Genomic DNA, 17,456 nt, shown 5'->3' on the forward strand with positions numbered 1-17,456 from the left:
CCCGGAGACGCCGCGGTCGGACAGGTCGAAGCCGGCCCGGCCCATGTCGAGGAAGACGAAGTCGTTGTCGCCCTGCTTGGCCATCAGGACGGCCGGCACCATGCCGCCGTCGCCGCGCGTCAGGCCGGGGTTGAAGACGGCGCGGCCTTCGGCGTCGGTGGTGGCGGTGCCGAGGATCTCGTTGTTGCGGGCGAGCAGCGTGAGCTCGGCGCCCGATATCGGCTTGGCGGTTCCGAGCGACCGGGCAAAGACGTTGAGCCCGTCCTGCCCCGTATAGGTCGACAGGCCGATGTCGGAGACAACGAACCATTGCGTGGCCCGTGAATTATACTCGTCGCTCTTGTCGTCCACCGCCTGCGCGGTCAGCACATAGACGCCCGGCTTGCGCTGCGGCAGGGCCTCATCGACCGGGAAGGACGTGGTGACCTCCTTGTTAAGATCGTTGGCGATGTCGAGCTGGCCTTCCCAGACAGGCTCGCCCATCTGGTCGGAGATGTTGGAAAGGTCGTAGCCGTCGAGCTGCTTCAGGAACTGATAGCCGGACAGAAGCTGCGCCAGCGAACGGTCGCCGATGCGATAAAGCTTCATCTTGGCGGCGGCCATGTTGACGGTGACGACCGGAATGCCGCGGCGCGCGCCGGCCGGCAGCACGAAGCTGTCGCCGGTGAAGCGGGCCGATGGCGCGCGGTCCTGCACATAGATCGACAGCACCACGGGCACGGAAATCACCTCGCCGATGGCGGCCGGCAGGCCGGTGCGGAAGGTCACTTCATAGTGCTGGCCGTGTTCCAGCCCTTCGACGCAGATTTGCTTGTCCTTGGCCTCGACGCCCTTCGGCGGCGCATTGTCGACGGTGACGAACTGGGCATAGTCGACGCCCGTCTTGACCAGGTCCTCGGAAAACTGCGCGCAGATGCGTGGCGCGCTGGTGTCGGCGTCGACCGTGTGATCGATGACGCGGAAGCCCTTGCGTGACTTCAGGTCCGCATAGTCGGCCTGGACCGAAGGCGAAGCGACCAGCGCGAGGCTGGCTTCATAGGCCTGGAGTGCTGGCCGGTAGAGGTCGCGGCGGTCAAGCCCGGCGCCGAGCAGCGCCAGCACTTCGGCGCGCGTCCTGGTGGTGCGCAGGAGCTTGTAGGCGTTGAAGCCGGCGGAGGTGGCGTTTGCCGGCAAAGTCGATGCTTCGGAGGTGTTGGAGGCCGGCTGCACCGCAAGTGTCTCGCGCGCCAGTTCGAACCAGAGGTGGCCGTCATCGGGCAATACCGAAACCGCGGCCTCGTATTTCTGCATGGCGGAGCGATGGTCGCCGGTCAGCGACGACTGCTCGGCCGCTGCTTTGAGCGCTTCCAGCCCTTCGGTCGGCTTGTCATAGGCCGGATCGGTCAGCTTGTTGCGGTACTGCTGGGCCTGGTCGGCCATCCAGTTGGGGAAGAAGGCAAGCTCCGGCGGCGCGCCGATATCGGGATCGCCATCGACATTGGCGACCTTGCCGGCGATGGCGCCGTTGAAGGTTTTCAGCTGGTTATAGTCGGATTTGAGGAAACACCATTTGGCCTTGGTGTTGTAGGTGAAGGCGCGGCAGGCCGGATCGCCCAGGCAGGTCGTCTTGCACTGGTCGAGGCTGACATTCTGGTCGGAGCGGAGATCGAAACCGAAATAGTCGGAATTGTCGGTCGTCACGATTCGCCGGGCTTCGGCCGCTTGCGCGGCGCTTCCCAAGGCAAAGAAAAGAAGGAGAAGAAAAGACAGACCACGAGCCGCGCGCATTGCCATAACACCCTCCAGACAGTGCTTACGTCCCGGCATGATCAAGCTTCAGTCAGGCTTGTCAACACAAGGACGCGGCAGGTTCCGCCTGCCAACGGTTTCCTTTCCGGCCGAGAGCCGGTATCGGATAGAACCTCCATAGGACAGGGGATCACGCATTCTTGCGGCGACGCAGAAGGTGTGAATTCCAAGCCCTGTCTATTTCAGACAATTGGATTGTGGCCCCTTTACGAGCACTTCAGAACTTCATTCCAATTTTAGCATTGCAAGCTAGGTTAGATTTGTAATGTCGGCGCATGAAAGGCATATGTCGGGAAGAACCGCGCGAATGCGCGGGCTTCCGCGCGCCCTGCTTTTCGTGCTGATGTGTTCCACCATGCTCGCCGCGGAAAGCCGGAATGCGGCCGCTTTCGAGATTTTCGGCATCAAATTGTGGGGCTCGTCGAAGGACGAGGACGCCGATATCGTCGACCCGCTGCGCTACGCCGTGAGCATCGAAGCGACCGACGCCGACAAGGATCTGGTCAAGAAACTCGAAAACGCCTCGACGCTGAAGGCCGACGAAGAACGCCCTGTGTCCGGTTCGCTCGGCCTGCTGGCCAAGGCGCGCAGCGACCGCGAACAACTGGTTGCGGCGCTTTATGCGGATGCCCGCTACGAAGGCATCGTCACCGTCACCATCCAGGGCAAGGCGCTGGATGAATTGCCGCCGGACGCCGAATTCACCGGGCCGCAGCCGATCCCGGTGGTGGTCACGGTGACGCCTGGGCCGAAATTCACGCTGGGCAATATCAGGCTGGAGGGCGATGCGGCCGGGCTGGCAAGCGCCGATTTCGGGCTGATCGCCGGCGGCGATGCCGGATCGGGCGCCGTGCTCAAGGCCGAAGCGCTGATCGTCCGGGCGCTGAAGCAGGAAGGCCGGCCGCTGGCCAAGGTCACGAGCAGCCATATCGTCGCCGACCATGCGACCTCGACGCTCGACGTCACGCTGACCGTGGCGGCCGGACCGGTCGCCGGCTATGGCGACACGACGGTGGAGGGCACCGAGAAGGTCGACCGCGATTTCACCGAATACATGACCGGCCTGAAGCGCGGCCGCCAGTATTCGCCCGACGAGATCGACGATGCACGCGACCGGCTGCTTGGGCTGGAAGTGTTCAACAGCGTGACGCTGAAGGAAGGCGGCGGCCTCGACGCCGACGGCAACATCCCGATCAACGTTCAGGTCAGCGAACGCAAGCCGCGCTATTTCGGCGTCGGCGGCACCTTCTCCAACACCGAGGGGCTCGGCCTCGAAGGCTATTGGGGCCACCGCAATCTGTTCGGCCGGGCCGAAAAGCTGCGCATCGACGGCGCCATCAGCGGCATTGGCAGCAACGACCTGGGCGAGCTTAACTACAATGCCGGCATCATGTTCGAGAAGCCGGGTGTGGTCGGGCCGGCATCGAAATTCATTGCCAGCGTCAAGACCGTGCTCGAACATCCCGACGCCTATGACCATTTCTCAATCAAGGGCAGCACCGGGCTTTCCTATGACATCGACAAGAAGCAGAGGGTGTCGGCGGAAGGCGCGCTCGATTATTCGAAAATCACCGATGCCTTCGGCAAACACACCTATCTGATCGCCAGCATTCCGCTGCAATATGTCTATGACAATCGCGACGTCAGGCTCAATCCGACAAAAGGTTTCAGGGTGCTGGCCTATGCCGAACCGAGCTACGACATTTTGAGCGGCGCTGCCTTCCTCAAGCTGAAGGGCGAAGGGTCGGCTTACCAATCGGTCGACACGGCCTCAAAATTCGTGCTCGCCGAGCGCGTTGCCATTGGTTCCATCGTCGGCACCAGCCTGGAGCATGTCCCTGCCGACCGTCGCTTCTATTCCGGCGGCGGCGGCTCGGTGCGCGGCTATGCCTATCAAGGCATCGGCCCTAAGGACATCGACGGGCAGCCGATCGGCGGCCTTTCCTTCTTCGAAACCTCGGTCGAGATGCGCATTGCCGTCACCGACACGGTCGGCATCGTGCCGTTCGTCGATGCCGGCACCGTCTCGACGAAATCTTTCCCGGACTTTTCCGACATGAAGGTGGGCGCCGGCGTCGGCGTGCGCTATCTAACGCCATTCGGGCCGTTGAGGGTCGACGCGGCGATCCCGCTCAACCGCGACCCGGGCGACCCGCGTTTCGGCATCTATGCCGGCATCGGTCAGGCGTTCTGAGCCATGAAGACGTTCTGGCGCATCTTCCGCATTGTTCTTTACACGCTGCTCATCGTGGTGGCGGCAGCGGTCGGCGCGCTCGTCGTGCTGACCAAGACCGAGCGCGGTCGCGACAACCTCGCCGGCATCGTCTCGAACCTGGCATCGAGCGATGACCGCAAGGTCACCGTCAGCGGCATAGACGGCATCTGGTCGGGCGCGCTCAGGCTCGACCATGTCGTGCTGGAAGACCGCAACGGTGCCTGGCTGGTGGCCCGCAAGGTCGCCGTCGACTGGTCGCCGCTGGCGCTTCTGTCGAAGAGTTTTGACGCCGAGCGCATCGGTGCCGAGCGCATCGAACTCGCCCGCTTGCCGGCTGCGAGCACCCGGCCAGCGGAGAGTGGTGCAACGACGCTGCCGGTTTCGATCGACATAAAACAGATCGATATGCCTGAGATTGCGCTTGGCGAGCAACTGGCCGGGAGTGGCATTGCCGAGCTGGCCGCCAAGGGATCGGCCAAGGTCGATGCCTCGCCGCTGGCGGTCGAAACGGTGCTCAACGTCACCCGCCATGACGGCAAGCAGGGCAATGTCGACGCCAAGGTCCATTTCGCGCCCGCCGACAACAAGCTCGACCTCGATCTCAAGGCATCCGAGCCGGCGGGCGGCATCATCGCCAATCTGCTCAAACTGCCTGACGCGCCACCGGTCGATATCATTGTCTCGGGGACGGGGCCACTGGCCAACTGGAGCGGCATCGGTACCTTCGTCGTCGACGGCCAGATCGTCACCCAACTCACCGGCCGCCACCAACTCAGCGACAAAGGAAACTACGTCGAGGCCAAGGGTGACGGCGATTTCGGGCGCTTCCTGCCGGAGAAGCTGAAGCCGCTGTTTGCCGGCAAGACCAGCTTTGACCTTGCCGGCACCACGACGCCGGCCGGCGGCGTCGCCATCGAGCGCGCCACGATCGAGAGCGACGCCGTGCATGGCACTGCCGCGGGCACTGTCGATCCCAAGGGCGCGAGCGACCTTTCGGTGGAGATCGCCGCCAAAGGCGAGCCCGTGGTGCTCGACGTCGGCACCAAGGCGCAGCCAGTTACCGTGGCGGTGAAAAACGCGACCGCCCGCGCCTTTGGCGACGGCAAGGCGCCGATGGTCGATATCGGCGCGTCGCTGGTTTCGGTGGCGGCAGGCGGCACGCAGCTCAACGATCTGGCGGCGCAGATCCATTCCGACGGTTTCGAAATTGAGAACCGCAGCGGCCCGGTCACCATCAAGCTTTCTGCCGGCGGCCTGAAGACCGATGTCGCGACGCTGACGCCGCTGGTGACCGGCAAGCTGGCGGCCGATCTCGCCGGCAAGATCAGCAAGGACGAGATTTCGCTCGACCAGGGAACGCTGCGCAGCGATGCACTCAACGCCTCGCTGACGGCCACTCTATCGCTGACCGACCTGGCGATGAAGCTGAAGATGAACGCCGATGCGGTTTCATCGGCGCTGCCGCCGCAGATCAGCTCCGTGCTCGGCGAGCGCGTGACGTTCTCGGCGACCGCGACCCGCGATCCGCAAGGCTCGTTCGCCGCCAATTCACTCGAATTGACCTCCGGTTCGCTCAAGGCCAGCGGCACCGCCAGCGCGCAAGGCAGCGATATCCAGGCCGACATCAAGGGCACGCTCGGCGACGTTTCAGTGCTGTCGCAGCTGGCCGGCGTGCCTCTCGCCGGCGGTGTCAACTTCGCGCTGACGGCAAGCGGGGCGCGCTGGGCGCCGGACTTTTCCGTTTCGGCCGACAGCGCCAGCCTGACGGCGTCGGGCCGTACGGTCAAGGACATCAAGCTGACCGCATCGGGGAAGGCCGACATCGCCAGTCCGGCGGCGGATGTCTCGCTGACCGGGTCGGTCGACGGCCAGCCGCTCGACATCAAGGCGGCGCTGGTGACCAGCGATGGCAAGCGTTCGATCAAGGGGCTCAGCCTGTCGCTGGGTGACAACAAGGTTTCGGGCGACCTTGTGCTCGACGACAAGTTGCTGCCGCTCGGCACGCTGACGCTCGCTGCCCCCGATATCGCGCCGCTGGCTTCGCTTGCCGGTCAGGCGGTGGCCGGTGATATCGGCGGAGCCATTGCCTTCGCCAAGGATGGTGAAGCTCCGACCGTCACCATCAATGCGGCCAGTGCATCGATCTCGCGCGGCGAGATGGCGGCGAAGGCAATCACCGTCAATGCGCTGATCGCCAACTATCTCAAGAGCCCGGCGATCTCCGGTACGATCAAGGCCGACAGTGTGACATCGGGAACGACAGTCATCAGCGGCATTGGCGTCGACCTGAAGCGCGACGGCGACTGGACCAATTTCACCGGGGGCGCCACGATCGCCGGCATCCCGGCCACCGCCGCCGGCCGGGCGAAGATCGCCGGCGGGACGACCAGCATCGAGATCGCTTCGGGCGAGGCGACCGTTCGCGGCATCAAGGCCGCCATCGCCAGCCCGTCAAATCTCTCGATCGCCAATGGCGTGACCAGCATCGAGCGACTGGTGGTCGATGTCGGCGGTGGCGCCGTGACGCTCTCCGGCACTGCAGGTCAGACGCTCGACCTGGCGGCAATTTTCTCCGCCCTGCCGGCAGCCCTTGCCAATGATTTCTCCCCCGGCCTCGACGCTGCGGGGACACTCGACGGGACGGCGCAGGTGACGGGATCGCCGGCAAGCCCAGACATACGCTTCAACGTGCAACTCGCCGGCGCCGAGACCAGCCAGACCCGCCAGGCCGGGCTTGGGCCGCTCAACCTCAATGCCGCCGGCGGCTTAACGAGCGCCGGGGGGATCGCCATCGATCATGCGACGCTTGCCGGCGACAAGATCTCCGGCAAAGCCGCCGGCACGATCAACCCGAACGGCGCCAGCGATTTCGCGCTCGACCTGACATCGACCGGTCCCAGCCTGCCGCTGTCGCTCGGCAGCGCCGAAAGCCCGATCAAGCTCGAGCTGCAGGCCTTGTCGGTGAAGGCGGCGGGGCAAGGCATGAAGGCGAAGCTGGATATTTCCGCGGCGCTGCCTTCGGTCGCCACCAACCACGCCAAGGTTGAAGGCATCACGCTGGCGCTGCATTCCGACGCCTTCGACGTCAAGAGCCGTACCGGACCGATCTCGGGTACGGTGACGGCGGACAAGATAGGATTGGACAACCCGACCATCGCGCCGCTGATCGCCGGCAAGATCATCGCAAAAGTCGCCGGCAGCCTTGCCGCGGATGCCATCACCATCGACAGCGGCTCGGTGCAGGGCGCAGCACTCGACAGCGCTTTCAATGGCCGGGTTTCCCTGGCCGACGGCGCCATCGACCTCAACCTCAAGGCGGACGCCCTTTCGGCGGCGTTGCCGGCGGCGGCGCGTGGCGTGCTGGCCGAGCGGACGCAACTCAGCGCGACGCTGAAGCGCGATGCCCATGGCAATGTCAGCGCGAGCCCGGTCACGCTGGCGTCGGGTGCGCTGACCGCCAATGGGCAGGCAAGCCTCGCCGACAACAAGCTCAGCGCCGACATCAAGGGCGCGTTGGCTGATATTTCGCTGCTGTCGAAAGACGCCAAGGGTGCCATCGCTTTCGCGCTGAATGCGCAAGGCGCCAGCCTGGCGCCGGACCTGTCGCTGACGGTCGAGAGCGACCGGCTTTCGGTCGCGGACCGCGAAATCACCGGCCTGAAATTGACCGCCACCGGCAAGGCGGATGCCGCCAATCCGGCGGCCAATGTGCAACTGACCGGCAATGTCGCCGGGCAGGCACTGCAGGGCAGCGCGGTGCTGGCGACGACGGACGGCAAGAGCGCCATCAACGGACTGCTGCTGTCGCTGGGCAAGAACCGGATCTCCGGCGACCTCGCGCTCGACCAAGCCTTCGTGCCTGAAGGCACTGTCGCCCTCGACCTGCCCGATATCGGGCCGCTTGCCGCGCTGGCGCTGGAAAAGGCCGAAGGCGATGTGCGCGGCACGATCGTCTTCTCGAAGAGCGGCAACGCGCCGCAGGTCGCTATCAAGGCGACGACCGGTTCGCTTTCACGCGGCGACCTGGTGGCGAAAACCGTTTCCATCGACGCGCTGATCGCCAACTATCTCGCCGCGCCGGTGATCTCGGGCAAGATCCGCGCCGACAGCGTCACCTCCGGCGGCACCGTCATCCGCGGCATCGATGTCGATCTCAAGCGCGACGGCGACTGGACCGGCTTTTCCGGCGGCGCCACCGTCAAGGACATTCCGGCCAAGGCCGCCGGCCGGGTCACGGTCGCCAACGGCACGACGACCATCGAGCTCGCTTCCGGCCAGGCGACGGTGCAGGGGATAAAGGCGGCGATCGCGCAAGCCTCGACCGTGAGCATCGCCAATGGAACGACGACGCTGGACAGGCTGGTACTCAACCTCGGCGGCGGCACGGCGACGGTGACCGGCAAGGTCGGGCAGGCGCTCGACATCAATGCCGCGCTGGCCAAGGTGCCAGCCTCGCTCGCCAATAGTTTTTCACGCGGTCTCGATGCCGCCGGTTCCATTTCGGGCACGGTCAAGGTGACGGGCGCCCCCGCCAATCCAAGCATCGCTTTCAAAATCGACGCCGCCGGGGTGCAGACCGCGCAGACCCGCGGCGCCGGCCTTGGCGGCATGAACATCTCCTCGTCAGGAACGTTCGCCAGCAAGAAACTCACCTTCGATGCCAACATCAGCGATGGGGCGGGTCTCGGCCTCAAGGGCGGCGGCACGGTGACCATTGCGGGCGCACCGGCGCTGGTGCTCGACTTTTCCGGCAAGGTGCCGTTTTCCTTCCTTGCCGCGAAGCTTGCCGCGCAGGGCCTGTCGTTGAACGGCACCGCCAATGTCAATGTGCAGGTGCGCGGCTCGGCGACGTCACCGGTGATCGGCGGCACGGTCAGCACGTCAGGCGCCCGCCTGGTCGATGCGCGCTCCGGCCTTGCCGTCAACGACATCGCCGCCGACGTTTCGATCGGCGCCGGCGTTGCCCGGATCAACCGCCTGACCGGCACACTGTCGACGCGCGGCAGCCTGTCGGCCAGCGGGACGGTCGGCATCAATCCGGCGCAAGGGTTCCCGGCCGACCTGTCGGTCAAGCTCATCGACGGCCGCTATACCGACGGCAGGGTGGTCACGGCCAATCTCGGCGGCGACCTGACCATCAAGGGACCGCTCGCCTCGGCGCCGGTGATCTCGGGAACCATCAACCTGGCCAAGACCGTCATCACCGTGCCCGAGAAGCTGCCGGGGTCGCTGTCGGCGCTCGACGTCAAGCACAAGAACGCGCCCGGCGCCGTCCGGGCGCAGGACAAGGCGCTGCGTCCGCCAACGACAAGCGGCGGTGGCGGCGGCAGCGGGCTTGTCCTCGACGTCACGGTCAACGCGCCGAACCAGATCTTCATCCAGGGCCGGGGCGTCGATGCCGAGCTTGGCGGTTCGCTGAAGCTCACCGGCCCGGCATCGTCGCCGCATGCGGTCGGCACCTTCACCTTGCAGCGCGGGCGGCTGTCGATCCTCGCCAAGCGGCTGACCTTCACCGAAGGCACGGTCGGCTTTTCGGGCTCGCTGGTGCCCTACCTCAACCTGACGGCAACCTCGACGACGAGCAGCGCCACCGTCACCATCGTCGTCTCGGGCGAAGCGACCAATCCGAAATTCACCTTCTCGTCCGTGCCGGCCCTGCCGGAGGACGAGGTGCTGGCGCAACTGATCTTCGGCCGCTCGATGTCGAATCTGTCGCCGCTGCAGATCGCCCAGCTTGCCGAAGCCGCAGGGCAGCTGGCTGGCGTCGGCGGCTCGACATCGCTGCTCGAAAACCTGCGCAGCGCGATCGGCGTCGACGATCTCGACGTCACGACGGACGAGAAGGGCGGCACGGCCGTTTCGGCCGGCAAATACCTCAACGACCGCACCTATGTGACGATCCAGAAGGGCGACAAGCCGGGTTCTGGCAAGGCGACCATCGATCTCAATGTCGGGCGCGGCGTCAAATTGCGCGGCGAAGCCAACGATGCAGGGGAAGCCAAGGGCGGCATCTTCTACGAGCGCGAATACTGAAATCGGCGACGATCGCGAGCGTCGGGAGCTATCGCCCTGGCGCAAACTCAAGGATCAGCTGGCGCTGTCCTATCCCGCTTGAATGTCTCATTTTAATCGGGCCCCGGGATTCGAACGGAATCTTCCGGGCAGTAGCAATTTTGCGCCAAGACTGTCGCTATCACGCGAACTGCCCTCCTTCCAAAGTTGCACATTCGCTAACATGTTCCCCGTCCGTGTCGGTCTTTGACATCACGGCGCGGATGCGGAATGTTAAAAGGCAGAAAGCCAACAATGGGAGTCAGTCATGGCAATCTACAAAAGCAACGGTGACCGCGTTCCGGATCATATCCTGGCAATGGCCGAAGAAGCCAAGGCAGGCAAGATGGATCGCCGCGAATTTCTCGCTCTGGCCAGCGTCTTCGGCGCGTCCACGGCGATGGCCTACGGCATGCTCGGTCTGGCCGATCCGACGCCGGCCAAGGCGGAAGAGGTCCAGGGCAAGAAAGGCGGCACGCTGAAGGTCGCGCAGTGGATCAAGGATCCGAAGGACCCGCGCAAGGCCGACTGGTCGGAAATCGCCAATGCCGAGCGCCAGGCGCTCGAGCCGCTGGTCAAGTACACCACCGAATACACGTTCCGTCCCTATCTTCTGGAGAGCTGGGATGTGAACGACGACGCCACCGAATACACACTGCATGTGCGTAAGGGCGTGACCTGGTCGAACGGCGATGCATTCACCGCCGATGACGTGATCTTCAACCTCAAGCGCTGGGGCGACAAGAAAGCCGAAGGCAACTCCATGCCAGGTCGTCTCGGCTCGCTGGTCAAGGACGACAAGCTGGACGAAAGCGCCGTGACCAAGGTCGACGATGTGACCGTCAAGCTGAAGCTGGGCAAGCCCGATATCGCGCTCATCCCGAACATGTGCGACTATCCGGGCCTCATCGTTCACAAGACCTTCGACGAGAAGGGCGGCGACTTCAAGGCCTGCCCCATCGGCACCGGCCCATTCGAACTCGTCTCCTACGATGTCGGCCAGAAGGTGGTCTACAAACGCCGCGAAGACAACAAGTGGTGGGATGGCGAGGTCTTCCTCGACGGCGTCGAGTTCATCGACTACGGCACCGATCCGGCGGCGATGGTCAGCGCCTTCGAAGCCGGCGAAATACACACCAACTACGAAACCTCGGCCGACTATGTGTCGATCCTCGACGGCATGGATCTGGTGAAGTCCGAGGTGGTCACCGCAGCGACCATCGTCTGCCGCACCAATGTGGCCAACAAGCCTTACGACGACCAGAAGGTACGCCAGGCGCTGCAACTCGGCGTCGACAACGCTGTCGTCCTCCAGCTCGGTTACGGCAATGCCGGGACTGTCGCTGAGAACCACCACGTCTGCGCGATTCATCCGGAATATTTCGAGTTGCCGAAGATCGCGCGTGATCCGGCCAAGGCGAAGGCACTGATGGCCGAAGCCGGCCATGCCGATTTCGAGCATGAGCTGATCACGGCCGACGAGGACTGGAACAAGAACACCGGCGATGCGATCGCCGCGCAGTTGCGTGACGCCGGCATCAAGGTGAAGCGCACGGTGCTGCCGGGCTCGACTTTCTGGAACGACTGGACCAAGTATCCGCTGTCGATGACCACCTGGAACATGCGGCCGCTCGGCGTCCAGGTTCTAGCGATCGGCTACCGCACCGGTGAAGCCTGGAACGAGACAGCCTGGTCGAATCCCGATTGGGATGCCAAGCTCAACGCCGCGCTCGCCGTCGCCGATGCCGCCAAGCGCAAGGATATGATGAAGGACATCCAACAGACCCTGCAGGATTCCGGCATCATCATCCAGCCCTTCTGGCGCAAGCTCTACAGTCACTCGGTCAAGGCGGTGCAGAATTACAAGATGCACCCGACATACGAGCGCGACTACGGCAAGGTCTGGCTCGAACAGGCGTGATCGGATCGATCGGGGAGGGGGCGTTCGCCCCTTCCCCATCACTGCTTGCATGGTTCCAGAACCAGAAGCCGGCGCAGCAAAAAAGTTGCGGACTCTTCGGGAAAGATCGTGCAATAAAACAGGGTTGATCGCATCCGAGGGCCGGTTTGACAGCCAACTCTGCCGGCAACGGTAGGGCTGGTTTTCGAAGCTGGCTACAACCCCAACCAGACCGGCAGGGGACCGCCATGCTTTCTTTCGTTATCAGGCGCCTGGGCACCATGGCATTGACGATGCTGTGCCTGACGATCATCGTCTTCTTCCTGATCAACCTCGATCCGAATTTGAAGAAGCTGGCGATCAGCCAGACCGAAATGCATACATCGGCCGAGCAGCTCGAAAGCTGGTTGGAGGAACACGGCTACCGCCAGAACTTCTTCGTCCGCTATGGCCAATGGCTCGGCGTGATGCCCAAGCAGCCGGTGACCGATGCCGCGACAGGCAAGCCGGCCCAGCGGTTCTCCTTCTGCAACGATCCGCTTGTGCCGACATATTCCGGTATCCTGCAGGGCGATTTCGGTTGCTCGACCAAGTTCAAGACGGCAGTGGCGTCAAAGCTCTTTCCAGCGCTTAGCGCCACCGGCATCCTGATGCTTTGCGTCCTGCTGGTCATGGTGCCGATCTCGCTGCTGATCGGCATCCTTGCCGGCATGCGCGAGGGTTCGCGAACGGACCGGACGCTATCGGTCGCCTCGATTGCCTCGACGGCGACGCCCGAATATGTGTCGGGCGTCATCTTCACTGTCATCTTCGCGTCCTGGCTCGGCTGGCTGAATGGCTCGGCGGCCTCGGCCAGCCAAGGCATCACCTTCTACAATTTCACGCTGCCGGTGATGACGCTGGCGATCTACGGCATCGGCTATATCGCGCGCATGACGCGCGCCTCGATGGTCGAGGTGATGACGCAGCAATACATCCGCACAGCGCGGCTGAAGGGCCTCTCCTTCGGCAGCGTCGTGGTCAAGCACGCACTGCGTAACGCGCTGATTGCGCCATTCACCGTCATCATGTTGCAGTTTCCCTGGCTGCTCACCGGCGTCGTCATCGTCGAGGTGATGTTCCGCTACCAGGGCTTCGGCTATACGCTGGTCGAGGCCGCCGGCAATAACGACATCGACCTTTTGCTCGGCTGCTCGCTGGTCTCGGTGTTCATCGTGCTGATCACGCAGCTCATTTCAGACGTCGGCTACGCGTTTCTCAATCCGCGTATCAGAGTGCAGTAGGGGATCGGGCGGATGCAGGTCGAATATATAAGCGCCTTCAATGTCATCCTCGGTGTGATCGGGCGGTTCTGGCCGGTCTGGATCGGTCTTGCCATCGTCATGGGCGCGAGCTTCGCCTACAAGAAGAAGCTCGGCCTCTATGGTCAGCTGTTCGATAGCAGCGTCGGCATTGTCGGCGTCGGCATCTGCCTGTTCTGGCTGTTCACGGCGATCTTTGCGTCGACCGTTGCGCCCTTCGACCCGCTCGCCCAGGTGCCGATCATGAAGGACGCGCTGCCGGGCGGGATCGAGCCGGTATCGAAGCTCGTCTACTATTTCGGCGGCGACAAGCTGGCGCGCGACGTGTTTTCCCGCATGGTCTTTGGCAGCCAGATCGTGCTGATCATCGCGCCGGCGGCGACCGGCTTTGCGCTGATGGTCGGCATCACGCTCGGGCTGCCGGCCGGCTATTATGGCGGCAGGATCGACACGGTACTGTCCTTCCTGGCCAACCTGGTGCTGGCCTTCCCGGTGATCCTTTTGTTCTACCTGCTGGTGACGCCGGGCATCATGGACACGCCGATCCCCTATGCCATGGCCGGACTGTTCTTCCTGTTCCCGATCATCTTCTTCAGCGTGCTGTTCTGGACGCGCTACAAGAACCGGCCCGATCGCCTCTACATCCTGCTTGGGCTGACGCTTGTCATCGGCGGCTGGATCTATGCCGGCCTCGTCTTCGACGCCGATCCGCTCAGGATCGTCCACATCGATCCCAACCAGCTCAACATCTTCGTGGCGGTGGTGTTTGCCTCCAGCCCCGGCGTGTTCCGCATCGTGCGCGGCCTGACCATGGACATCAAGACGCGCGACTATGTGGCGGCGGCGCAGACGCGCGGTGAATCGCCCTGGTACATCATGCTGTGGGAGATCCTGCCCAATGCGCGCGGACCGCTGATCGTCGATGCCTGCCTGCGTATCGGCTACACCACGATCCTGCTCGGCACGCTGGGCTACTTCGGCCTCGGACTGGCGCCGGAAAGCCCGGACTGGGGCACCGCGATCAAGGACGCCAGCCGCCTGCTGCGGTCCTTCATCCACCCGGCTTTGCCGCCGACGATCGCGCTGATGTCGTTCGTGCTGGGGCTCAACCTGTTGGCCGACTCGCTGCGCGAACAATCGATGAAAGACTGATCGACGGGTCCTCGACCCGACGTGCCTGACAAAAATTGGATTGGAGCGACCCATGAATGAGGCAGTTCGAAATCCCGGCAAGCCGACCGATGGGCCGATCATCGAGATCGAAAACCTGTCGATCTCCTTCTTCACCCGCAAGGGCGAGATACCGGCCGTCATGGATTTCTCCTGCACGGTCATGCCCGGCGAAGCCATGGGCATCGTCGGCGAATCCGGTTGCGGCAAGTCGACCGTGTCGCTCGGCATCATGCGCGACCTCTCCAACATCGGAAAGATCGTCGGCGGCAAGATCAAGTTCCAGGGCAAGGACATGGGCGAACTGTCCGACGAGGAACTGCGCGCCATCCGCGGCAACAAGATCGCGATGATCTACCAGGAGCCGATGGCCAGCCTCAATCCGGCGATGAAGGTCGGCCAGCAATTGATGGAAGTGCCGCTGATCCACGACAAGGTGTCGAAGGAAGAGGCTTACAGCCGAGCGCTCGACATGGTGCGCTCGGTCAGGCTGCCCGATCCCGAGCGCATGATGCGGTCCTATCCGCACCAGCTTTCCGGCGGCCAGCAGCAACGCATCGTCATCGCCATGGCGCTGCTCTCGAAGCCGGCGCTGCTTCTGCTCGACGAGCCGACGACGGCGCTTGACGTGACGGTGGAGGCCGGCATCGTCGACCTGGTCAAGGGGCTCGGCGAGAAGTTCGGCACGTCGATGATCTTCGTGTCGCACAATCTCGGCCTGATCCTCGAGACTTGCGACCGCATCACGGTGATGTATTCGGGCGAAGCAGTGGAGACCGGCAAGATCAAGGACGTGTTCGATCGGATGCGCCATCCCTATACGCAGGGGTTGTTCCGCTCGATCCCGCTGCCCGGCGCCGACAAGAATTCGCGGCCGCTGATCTCGATCCCCGGGCAATTGCCGCTGCCGCACGAGCGGCCCAAGGGCTGCAATTTCGGCCCGCGCTGCCACCATTTCGTCGAAGGCGTCTGCAACGCCGCCGAGATCCCGATGATCGAGGTCGAGGGTCACGAAGGGCATTTTTCGCGCTGCGTGCGCTTCAACGAGATCGACTGGGAAGCGCTGCCTCCGGGCGCCAAGAAGGTCAACGAGCGCGTCGTGCCCGGCGCGCCGGTGCTCAAGATCGAGGATCTGAGGAAATACTACAAGGTCGGCGGCAGCGAGGTGTTCGGTTCGAGCGAGGGCCGCGTCGTCAAGGCCAACGAAACGATCTCCTTCATGGCGCGCGAATCCGAGACGGTGGCCATCGTCGGTGAATCTGGCTGCGGAAAGTCGACGCTGGCCAAGGTGCTGCTCGGCCTGGAAACGGCGAGTTCCGGCAGTGTGACGCTCGGCAACAAGGAAATCCAGTCGACGGGCATCGAGAAGCGCAGTGTCGAGACCGTGTCGTCGATCCAGATGGTGTTCCAGAATCCGTTCGATACGCTCAATCCCAGCCACACGGTCGGCTCGCAGATCATCCGTACGTTGGAAAAATTCAATGTCGGCAACAATGTCGCCGAGCGTCGCAAGCGGATGCTGGAACTGCTCGACCTGGTGAAGCTGCCGCGAGCGTTCGAGACCCGCAAGCCGCGCCAACTGTCAGGCGGGCAGAAGCAGCGTATCGGCGTGGCGCGCGCCTTTGCCGGCGACGCCAAGGTGGTGGTGGCCGACGAGCCGGTCTCGGCCCTCGACGTCTCGGTGCAGGCGGCGGTGACCGAACTCTTGATGGACATCCAGCGCAAGAACAAGACGACGATGCTGTTCATCAGCCACGACCTGTCTGTCGTGCGCTACATCGCCGACCGCGTCGTCGTCATGTATCTCGGCTATATCGTCGAGCAGGGCACGACCGACCAGATCTTCGCGCCGCCCTATCACCCCTATACCGAGGCGCTGCTGTCGGCGATCCCGATTGCCGACACCAGCGTGGTCAAGAAGCACATCGTGCTCGAGGGCGACATCCCGTCGGCAATGAACCCGCCGAGCGGGTGCCCGTTCCAGACGCGCTGCGGCTACAAGAAGCTGGTGCCGGACAATCTCTGCGAGACCAAGGTGCCGCCGGTGAAGAATCTCGGCGACGGCCATATGAGCCTGTGCTGGCTTGCCGACGACGTGCTGGCCAAGATGGAGCCGGTGATCAAGTTCGACAAGGAGCACGCCGCGCATGAGGGCGTGCCGGAAGATGCGCCGCACGGCAGTGGCCCGGGATTTGCCGGACCGGCGCCCAAGCGTCCGCGCGGCAAGAGGGCCAGTGCAAAAGCCGACGAGATCGGGGAGGCTGTCGAGAAGACTGAGGCTGTTGCGCGAGCCCGTCGCCACGAGATTCGCGACGAGGTTTCAGAAACCGGAGGCGCTGCAAAGCCTGCCCGTCCCAAGAAGCCGCGCTAACCCCGCGGAAGGCGATGCGTTAATTTCCGCATTGTTGCAACTGAACGGCATAGTCGCGGGCCATCTTTTCGGTTGCCCGCGCATAGCCCTGAACGCCGGCATCGCCACGGTTGCCGCGACCATAGGCGGTCCAGCCGAGATAGTAGGCCAGATAGAGATTGTAGATGTCGTTGCGCGCGACGCCGAGCGTGTCCGATGTCTTGGAATGATACCAGCCGACGAAATCGACCGCGTCGGCAAATTTTGTCCGCCGCGCCGCCCAGTTGCCGGTCTCGCTCTGATATTGCGCCCAGGTGCCGTCTAGCGCCTGCGAGAATCCGGTGGCCGAGGAGACATGCTTCCACGGGATGAAGCCAAGCAGCTTGGTGCGCGGTGGCCTGGCATTGCTCTTGAAGCCGGATTCCTTGCGCACCGTCGCCATCAGCACGGGAACCGGTATGCCGTATTTCTGCTCGGCACGTTCGGCCGCCGCCTGCCAGTTGTCAAACCAGCCGTCATTCTGGTCGAAGACGGCGCAGACATCGTTGATATGGTTCGGCGGCGTCGCGCAGGCGGAAAGCGCCAGCAGCACGGTGACGGCTACAATTTTACTAAAACTCGATCTACGCATTGGCAGACGAATAGGCGGAAAACATAAAGGGATTCTTGCAGCGTTTCTTA

Annotated in this window: 8 protein-coding genes; 6 read left to right on the forward strand and 2 right to left on the reverse strand. The window is 63.6% G+C overall.

The genetic code is table 11. From position 1 onward, the window contains the following. Positions 1–1,773: PAN domain-containing protein (locus ACFX5Q_RS03355; protein ID WP_404275372.1), on the reverse strand; the 1,773-nt coding region annotated here is incomplete at its 3' end. A 280-nt stretch (positions 1,774–2,053) separates the two neighbouring features. Here ACFX5Q_RS03355 and ACFX5Q_RS03360 point away from each other — a divergent pair. The 6 genes from ACFX5Q_RS03360 (at position 2,054) to ACFX5Q_RS03385 (ending at position 16,796) form a co-directional block, all read left to right on the forward strand. Further along, a complete protein-coding gene (locus tag ACFX5Q_RS03360) occupies positions 2,054–3,982 on the forward strand; it encodes an autotransporter assembly complex family protein (RefSeq protein WP_404275374.1) in 1,929 nt (642 codons plus the stop codon). A gap of 3 nt (positions 3,983–3,985) precedes the next feature. Beyond that, a complete protein-coding gene (locus ACFX5Q_RS03365) occupies positions 3,986–10,036 on the forward strand; it encodes a translocation/assembly module TamB domain-containing protein (protein WP_404275375.1) in 6,051 nt (2,016 codons plus the stop codon). 286 nt (positions 10,037–10,322) lie between these two features. Beyond that, positions 10,323–11,975 carry an ABC transporter substrate-binding protein gene (locus ACFX5Q_RS03370; RefSeq protein WP_404275377.1) on the forward strand — a complete coding sequence of 551 codons (1,653 nt, stop codon included), beginning with the start codon at positions 10,323–10,325 and terminating at the stop codon, positions 11,973–11,975. 227 nt (positions 11,976–12,202) lie between these two features. Beyond that, positions 12,203–13,237, forward strand: coding sequence for an ABC transporter permease (locus ACFX5Q_RS03375; protein ID WP_404275379.1), 1,035 nt, complete (start codon positions 12,203–12,205; stop codon positions 13,235–13,237). A 12-nt stretch (positions 13,238–13,249) separates the two neighbouring features. Then, on the forward strand, positions 13,250–14,407 hold the full coding sequence (locus ACFX5Q_RS03380) for an ABC transporter permease (protein WP_404275381.1): 1,158 nt from the start codon (positions 13,250–13,252) through the stop codon (positions 14,405–14,407). Positions 14,408–14,459: 52 nt separating this feature from the next. After that, positions 14,460–16,796, forward strand: a complete 2,337-nt coding sequence (locus ACFX5Q_RS03385; protein ID WP_404275383.1) for a dipeptide ABC transporter ATP-binding protein — start codon at positions 14,460–14,462, stop codon at positions 16,794–16,796. A 19-nt stretch (positions 16,797–16,815) separates the two neighbouring features. Here ACFX5Q_RS03385 and ACFX5Q_RS03390 read toward each other — a convergent pair whose 3' ends face one another. Continuing rightward, a complete protein-coding gene (locus ACFX5Q_RS03390) occupies positions 16,816–17,406 on the reverse strand; it encodes a transglycosylase SLT domain-containing protein (RefSeq protein WP_404275384.1) in 591 nt (196 codons plus the stop codon). Between the last annotated feature and the right edge of the window lie 50 nt (positions 17,407–17,456).

The organism is Mesorhizobium sp. IMUNJ 23033, from assembly GCF_044778005.1.
In the GTDB taxonomy this organism is placed as follows: Bacteria; Pseudomonadota; Alphaproteobacteria; order Rhizobiales; family Rhizobiaceae; genus Mesorhizobium; species Mesorhizobium amorphae_A.